The organism is Oceanobacillus polygoni (genome assembly GCF_008304605.1).
Classification (GTDB): Bacteria; Bacillota; Bacilli; order Bacillales; family Amphibacillaceae; genus Oceanobacillus; species Oceanobacillus polygoni.
In genome coordinates this window covers 123,648-131,030 of sequence record NZ_PIJY01000023.1, presented here as the reverse complement: position 1 = coordinate 131,030, position 7,383 = coordinate 123,648, and the positions used below count along the sequence as shown (strand labels likewise).

The 7,383-nt window shown below is 39.0% G+C and carries 10 protein-coding genes and 1 rRNA gene; 3 read left to right on the top strand and 8 right to left on the bottom strand.

Annotated elements, in window-relative coordinates:
- Window positions 1–81: ribosomal RNA gene (locus tag F1560_RS09140) — 16S ribosomal RNA — on the bottom strand; the annotation flags it as partial.
- A gap of 430 nt (window positions 82–511) precedes the next feature.
- On the bottom strand, window positions 512–733 hold the full coding sequence (locus F1560_RS09135; protein ID WP_149474328.1) for a hypothetical protein: 222 nt from the start codon (window positions 731–733) through the stop codon (window positions 512–514).
- A gap of 417 nt (window positions 734–1,150) precedes the next feature.
- On the opposite strand from F1560_RS09135, the gene pdaB reads away from it, so the two are divergent.
- Window positions 1,151–1,909 (top strand): polysaccharide deacetylase family sporulation protein PdaB, encoded by a 759-nt coding sequence (gene pdaB / locus F1560_RS09130; protein ID WP_149474320.1) that lies wholly within the window; start codon window positions 1,151–1,153, stop codon window positions 1,907–1,909.
- A 69-nt stretch (window positions 1,910–1,978) separates the two neighbouring features.
- Here pdaB and F1560_RS09125 read toward each other — a convergent pair whose 3' ends face one another.
- The gene (locus tag F1560_RS09125) at window positions 1,979–2,635 is read right to left on the bottom strand and encodes a KinB-signaling pathway activation protein (RefSeq protein WP_149474319.1); all 657 of its coding nucleotides are present in this window, start codon (window positions 2,633–2,635) and stop codon (window positions 1,979–1,981) included.
- Between the two features lie 176 nt (window positions 2,636–2,811).
- Between F1560_RS09125 and gerD the strand changes: the two genes are divergently transcribed.
- Window positions 2,812–3,468: a spore germination lipoprotein GerD gene (gerD, locus tag F1560_RS09120; RefSeq protein WP_149474318.1), complete on the top strand. Its 657-nt coding sequence runs from the start codon at window positions 2,812–2,814 to the stop codon at window positions 3,466–3,468.
- Window positions 3,469–3,532: 64 nt separating this feature from the next.
- Here gerD and F1560_RS09115 read toward each other — a convergent pair whose 3' ends face one another.
- Window positions 3,533–4,594, bottom strand: coding sequence for an Mrp/NBP35 family ATP-binding protein (locus F1560_RS09115; RefSeq protein ID WP_149474317.1), 1,062 nt, complete (start codon window positions 4,592–4,594; stop codon window positions 3,533–3,535).
- A 106-nt stretch (window positions 4,595–4,700) separates the two neighbouring features.
- Window positions 4,701–5,423, bottom strand: coding sequence for an N-acetylmuramoyl-L-alanine amidase CwlD (cwlD, locus tag F1560_RS09110; RefSeq protein WP_149474316.1), 723 nt, complete (start codon window positions 5,421–5,423; stop codon window positions 4,701–4,703).
- A 229-nt stretch (window positions 5,424–5,652) separates the two neighbouring features.
- Between cwlD and F1560_RS09105 the strand changes: the two genes are divergently transcribed.
- Window positions 5,653–6,069, top strand: coding sequence for a DUF948 domain-containing protein (locus F1560_RS09105; protein WP_149474315.1), 417 nt, complete (start codon window positions 5,653–5,655; stop codon window positions 6,067–6,069).
- Window positions 6,070–6,167: 98 nt separating this feature from the next.
- On the opposite strand, the gene F1560_RS09100 is transcribed toward F1560_RS09105, so the two are convergent.
- Genes F1560_RS09100 through F1560_RS09090 form a run of 3 tightly spaced genes read right to left on the bottom strand, consistent with a single transcriptional unit; the run spans window position 6,168 to window position 7,326 of the window.
- A complete protein-coding gene (locus F1560_RS09100) occupies window positions 6,168–6,401 on the bottom strand; it encodes a hypothetical protein (RefSeq protein ID WP_149474314.1) in 234 nt (77 codons plus the stop codon).
- An 8-nt stretch (window positions 6,402–6,409) separates the two neighbouring features.
- The gene (locus tag F1560_RS09095; protein WP_149474313.1) at window positions 6,410–6,844 is read right to left on the bottom strand and encodes a DUF948 domain-containing protein; all 435 of its coding nucleotides are present in this window, start codon (window positions 6,842–6,844) and stop codon (window positions 6,410–6,412) included.
- Window positions 6,845–6,846: 2 nt separating this feature from the next.
- Window positions 6,847–7,326, bottom strand: coding sequence for a DUF948 domain-containing protein (locus F1560_RS09090; protein WP_149474312.1), 480 nt, complete (start codon window positions 7,324–7,326; stop codon window positions 6,847–6,849).
- Window positions 7,327–7,383: the final 57 nt, after the last annotated feature.

Below are 7,383 nucleotides of genomic sequence, written 5' to 3'. Positions count from 1 at the left end.
AGTTTGCTTCCTGCGCTCGACTTGCATGTATTAGGCACGCCGCCAGCGTTCGTCCTGAGCCAAGATCAAACTCTCCATAAAAAGTGTTTGTAATACTTAGCTTTTGTAGAAGCTGACTTCTACTTGTTTTAAAAAGAAAACTTAGTTTCCTTTTTCTTGACATACTGGTTGTTTTGTTCAGTTTTCAAAGATCAATTTGTTATCATGTCGTTTTTTGCGACGAGATATAATATAACATGGTATCAATTTGTTGTCAACATGTTTTTACAAAAAACTTTTTTCCGTTTCGCAGAAATTGTTTTATCAAGCGACAACAGAATTTAATATAGCATAATAAAAACAGTTGGGCAATAGGAAAATTAAAAAAACAATAATTGTGATTAGTTTTTATTTTTTGTCTACGTTATTATCGCTATCCTCTTCCTTAGGAATCACTCGCTACCTTCTTTAGCCTCGTAACATAAGAACTCCTCACATGCTTGTGATTGTATCAACGTGAGGAGTTCTTATGTTACTGATTTTCTTGTCGCTTTGGCATATATTTCATACATTCCTGTTCACTGGCTACCCGACGAAGTAATTGAAAAAGGTTCCGGTATCTTTCCCGCATCGCTCGTTTAACCATTTGATCAATTCTACTGTCTCCTAAATCTAACAGTAACTCTTCAAGCTCTCTTTTTAATAGATACTCGATTTCTTTTTGTTCCATTTCATTAATCAATAAGCCTAACATTTCATTCACCTCATAACCCTCTCTACTATCTAGACAGCTCTCAGTTAGTGTTAACAGTCTTTAAAAGCTGTGTAATCATCAATTGCTATTATTCAATTTTATCCATATTCATATCTCTTCGCTGAAAAAGAATCACTTCTATATCAGAAAAGGTACATCACAACCATTCGTAAAACTGGGGGAATTTTGTCGGTTGTTCGGTTATCTTCGCTAGTCTAGGAAAGAATTTCTCGAATTCAAATCAGAACTGTATCTTTTATTAATCTTACTATTCCCCGATTCCCCCTATTTTCATCCCTTTTTTGCTAAATTCTTCATCTACCTATTTCTTTAGAAATCGCAAGGCTTGTTCATATTTCTCTTCTCCGCTCATAAACATAAATAGTAAGAGCCAACGGAGAAACGGGAGGAGAAGTTATGAATCATTTTTACGTTATCGGATTAAGACGCCGAAAAAGCTGGGTTATTATTATTGCTCTTGCCCTATTTACATCTTTATTTATATGGACACAAAAGGATGCTGTTCTGTCTGTTTTTTCTAATGAGAAACCAACCGCTCTTTCAAAGGGAAACACGGATGAGCCCGCTATTGCGTTAACATTTAATATTAGTTGGGGAGAGGAAAGAGCATTGGATATCTTGGAACAACTTGAAAATGAAAATGTACAAGCGACATTTTTTGTTAGCGGGGAATGGGCTGAACGTCACCCGAAAATACTGGAACAGATTTCAGAAGGCGAGCATGAATTAGGAATGATGGGATATCGATATAAAAGTTACCTGGATCAAGATATCGAACAAGTACGAAAAGACTTGCTTTATGCACGCGATATCTTCAAAAAGCTTGGATACGAGGATATCAACCTATTACGAACACCGAGCGGGCATTTCAATGAAGAAGTCATGGAGCTGGCCGAAAGTTTAGATTTTGATGTGATTCATTGGAATATTAACCCGAATGATTGGGAAAACCCAGGAACTTCTGTAATTGTTGATAAGGTGATGAAAGACACAAGTAACGGTGATATCATCCTATTTCATGCATCTGATGCAGCCAAACAAACTGCAGATGCTCTAAAAACGATTTTACCAGGATTAAAAAACAAAGGATTCGAACCTGTAACCATTTCCGAATTAATCAACCAAGCACATGCTGAAACAAATCCCGTCGAATAGAAAAAGCGCCGAATAAAAACCTCTGATCCATTTTTCGATCAGAGGTTTTTATTTTATCCGAAGCTACGTCTATGCTTTACTAGCATTCGCATTTTTGCCTAGTTTACTCGGCTTTTTTTCTTTTGTTTGCTTCTCATCTGCATTTTTCGTTATCCGATGCAAGGTGAGCAGTTGATACGTATTACATGCGAGCAATGGAACAATCATCAACCAAGCATAATCGCTACCTTGTACCTGTAAACCAGGCACCCACTCAACTGTTGTGATAACGACCATGAAAAACAGTGCTGGTACAAACGCCTTTGAATTTGTCTCTTTCGCTTTCCTCTTCGCAACAATCCAACCAAATGCTAGCAGCGCAAGAACACCTAAGATATACCAATAAATAGCTACTTCTCCATTAGCTGCTTGATATGGAAAATAAACTAAATCAAAGAGAACAAATGCAATAACGAGTACTTGGACGGTTGGCCAAAACGAGCGGAACATGTTCAATCCCATTCGATGTATAAATAAATAAGCAAAGAATCCAGTCATACTAACAACACTAAACGTTAAACCTAGTCCAACAAAAAACAAAATGAGTCCAACTACTTCTATGAAATCAAATGGACTTAAATACATTGCATAGTCCTGAGGCTTTACAAAAAAGCTAACAACAAGACCTGCGATTCCCCCAATGATAAACGTTTTCCATAAAAAATTTACCAAGTTACGACTATTCAATATAAAATCCTCCTACAATCTGTGGCAACTGAACAATTTTCATGATCATAATAATGTCTCTAATCGTACATCCTTTACGTACATATTCTAACATGAAGCGCTTTATTTTTCCCACTCCAAGTGAATATTTTATAAATTTGTCACTCATATTAAGGATATAGGAAGGAGGAAATCTAATGTTACGCAAAGTATGTTTAACACTCCTTGGAATATCCTTAATGGTATTAGTTGCGTGTAATGGTGAAGGTGGCTCCCATAATGAGGGAGATTATGAAGCAACAAAGAAAATGGTTGTTGATATATTACAAACAGAAGATGGAAAGAAGGCATTAGCGGAAATCATGTCCGATGAGAAGCTGAAGCAAGAGCTTGTCATTCAGTCTGATGTCGTGAAAGAGTCGATTAATGAGACCCTTGTATCCGATAAGGGGAAAGAAATGTGGTCGACGCTATTTGAAGATCCAAGTTTTGTCGAAGGCTACGCTAAGTCCATGTCAGAAGAGCAGAAGGAATTGATGAAAGACTTAATGAGTGATGCAGAATATCAGAAGCAAATGCTGGAATTATTACAAAATCCTGAAGTTACCAATCAAATGCTAAGTCTCTTAAAAAGCCAGCAATTTAAAGCACACTTAGAGGAATCAATCACACAAACACTCGAAACCCCATTATTTCAAGCAAAAATGCAGGAAATTTTGCTGAAAGCAGCGGAAGAACAGGCTAAACAACAAGGTGGCGGCGGTTCTCAGCAGGGTGAGGGTGGTAGTCAAAGTAGCGGTGGAGAAGAAGAGGAATCTGGCGGCGCCAGTGGAGGCGGTGGTGGGGGCAACTAGGAACCCACATGCTCATCCACTTCCATATAGCTGGAAAACAATAAAAGAGGGGATTCCCCCTCTTTTATTCGTCTTCTAGCTTAGCAATGATCTTTGCCGCAATTTTATGGAACTGTTTTCCATTCGGATGGTCCTCTTGGTAAACAGAAGGAGCGAATACATCCTCTTCCTCATATGGCTGTTGAATTGGTAATTGTCCTAATACCTTTGTTTTCAGTACTTCAGCAAGCTTTTTACCGCCACCTTCACCAAACACATATTCAATCTCGCCCGTTTTCTTACTTTCAAAATAGGCCATGTTTTCGACAACGCCTAAAATTTCATGATCTGTCTTCAGAGCCATCTGTCCGGCTCTAGCCGCAACAAATGCCGCTGTCGGATGTGGAGTTGTTACAATAATTTCTTTACAGGTTGGTAGAAGCTCATGGACATCCATTGCAATATCTCCTGTTCCTGGTGGCAAATCGAGGAGAAGATAGTCCAAATCGCCCCATTCCACTTCTGAAAAGAAGCTGTTGATCATTTTCCCAAGCATTGGCCCGCGCCAAATAATCGGTGAATTATCCTCGACAAAGAATCCCATTGAGATTACTTTTACCCCGAAACGCTCGACAGGTAGAATCTTTTTACCACGAACCACAGGGCGTTCTTCTACACCCATCATATCTGGGACACTAAAGCCGTAGATGTCTGCATCAATAATACCGACCTTTTTGCCAAGTCGCATAAGGGAAACTGCAAGGTTAACGGTTACCGTAGACTTTCCTACGCCACCTTTACCACTGGCAATTGCGATAAACTTCGTATTCGTGCTGCCACCCATGAGCGAAGCTTCCTTCGCTTCGTCTGCTGCAGGTTGGAATTTTTTAATAACCGCTTCCGGCAATTGTTCAAATCGTAGTCCAACGGTGTTTGCACCACTTCGTTTTAAAATACCGACGATTTCTTGTTGCATTTGCATTTGTTCAGCCGTATTTGTTTTTGAAATACCGATTTTGACACTGACGTGCTTCTTGTCCTCCTTAATCGTTACACCGATAATCCCACCGGTTTCTTCCAGTGTTCTATGTAAAAAAGGATCTTGAACAGGACTTAGTAGTTCTTTCACTTCTTCTTGCGTTATCATCGTAAGTCACCACCCCTTATCTTATGTACTAACAAATGAAGTACTACATCTGCTAGTATAACATAATTCGCGTCAAATCTAAGTGATTTGCACTGTGGTGACGGTTTCACTCTTCCTCCTGTATCTCCTCTGTTAAATATCGCTGAACACCTTCATAAATACTCACAGCCATTTTTCGCTGGTAATCCTCCTGTGTCAGTAACGCCTGCTCCTCTGGGTTTGATAAAAAGCCAATTTCGACAAGTGCCCCAGGTACCTTCGCATGTTTCAGTAAATAGATCCCATTAATTACTAATGGTGAACGATTTGTGTTGTCTAAGTTACGGATAATCTCCTCTTGAATCATTTTTGCTAAATGTCCATTTTCATCAAATGACGGATAATAGAATGTTTGCGCACCTCGCCAACGGCTAGAAGGAACAGCGTTTAAATGAACCGTCAAAAAGAAATCCGGCTCTTTTTCATGGATGAATTCCAGACGGTTGCGAATATCCTCTGCTTTTCTTCTTGCTAACCCTTGCGTACTTTCATCAGCAAGGTCCGTATCTTCTTCCCTCGTCAAGTACACGAGCGCTCCATTTTGCTGTAGATAGCTTTGTATCATTTTTGAAACAGCTAGTGCAATATCCTTCTCCTCTGTGTCGTCTGATCCAACTGCCCCTCCATCCGGACCACCATGTCCCGGATCAATCACAATCGTTTTCCCGGAAAGTGGTGGCGACCATGGACCACTCGCATTAAAATCACTTTGGGTAATTGGAAATTGAATTAAAAACACTAACACAAACACACCAAGCACCCAATACATTATCTTCGTCCTACGCGCCATCTTATCCGCTCCCTCTAGAGATTGTTCAAGAAGTCCAGTAAAAATAATACATGATAAATTCTCGATCCTTCTGAACACGTATTTAGCTACTCTAATCTTAAATTTATGGGACAAGTTACGGGTTTATGACTATCGATTTGTGGTATGCTAAGAATGAGAAAATGTTTACTGAAAATCGAAAAGGGTTATTAATTACAAATAGACAAATGAATGGGAGGAAGTAGACGGAATGATTTGGATTGGTATCGGTTTAATCATTATTGGAGTTGCATTTATTGGATTGGTTGTTTTCCTTATTAAACCACTGAACAAACTGGCAGGCGTTTTAAATAGCTTACAGAAAACAACGGATAAGCTTCCAAAAACAGTGGATGACGTAACTTCCCAAACAACGGAAGCAATTGGCACAGGTATCGATACACTGCATCAAGTAAATAGTCAGGTAAAACACTTAAGCCCGATTTTTCAAATTGTTGGAGATGCTGGAAGAGCAGCCAACCAGCTGTCATCCAAGATGGTGGATGCAGTTGAAGATATGAAGGAAAATACACAGCATGCCAATGATTTTACAACACGGAAAAATCTTGAAGGATTATACGGAGCATTAACGCTTAGTTTTTTCCTTTTTCAAAAAGCAAAGAAATAACGAAACGGAAGGACGCTAAAGGTGTCACTTCCTCCAGTAAATAAAATGAAGAGACGAGTCCTTTTTAAAGGCTCGTCTCTTTCTATTTCGTAATGGTACTATTCATCCACCGCTTCTTCTACTTCCTGCTTAATGCGCTGCATCTCATTTGCACGCTTTTCCCCATCTGCATAGAGTTTCTTTTCAAAATTTTTCACGCGCCCGATAATCGATTCATTTGCTTCGCGCCGCTGTCTTTTCGATATGTAATCGACAGCCAACCAGCCAAGGGAAACTCCCCCAACAGCGCTTGCAAGCATGGCTAAATTCCTTTTTCCTTTTCTTGCTTCCATTATTCTGTTCACCCTCTTGCCTTTTTCAGTTCCTGTCGCTTTTTCAACCAGTAATATCCTAAAGCAAAGGTACCGTACACACCTCCAAGTTTATTACTTTCCGCAACTTCCTTACCACCTTCTGTTTTCGTTTTAATCGAGTCTGTTACGTCTACTAATGAGGAAGAGAACTTTCGCGTAACATTTCCGACATCTCCGATAACATAAAACAACGGGCTCAGATGCTTGAGCTTTTCATTTACATCTACTAACGTTTGATTACTCTCACTAATCATATTACCTGTTTCTTTAAAAACATCATCCAACTGCTTTGGAAGCTCTTTTACAGTCTTATCTATTCCACCTAGGACACCTGCAAGATTATTCAAGGCATGCCCAATGAAAAATGCCAAAACAAGAAATGCCACTCCAATAAGTAGTACACCAATTCCAACTAACGTCATCTTTATCCCTCTTTCCCTGTATTTACCGGAACAACGTCCGTATGTTGTACCATTAATTCATTTTTTTCTTTATTTCTCGGTTGCTGCCATTTTGAAAATAATTGTATAGCAACCTCACTCCATGTCATTCCTGCGACAAAAGGTTTCATTTTTTGTTCTAATTTTTGCTCTGAAAGCTGTTTGCTTTTTTCATCATAGACTTCATTCATGGATACAACTGATTTTCCGACATTTTCAGCAGAGTCAAAAACACTATCTGTGGCATTCACCTTTTCACGAATGTCATCAACCAGTTTACTGGACTCATTTAATGTTTGACTTAGATGTGGGGTCATGTATTCTAATTCTCTTTCAAGCTCTCCAAGTGATGTACCGAGCGATTTCACCGTATTTGCAACACGTTTTAATACAAAGGATAGATAAATAGCAACAATTGCAAAGGCAATCGAAACGAACAAAATACTTACGTAAATGATTTCCATATGTAAGGTTCCCTCCTTATTTAACACTATTATATTATACCACGCGACCTAATAAAT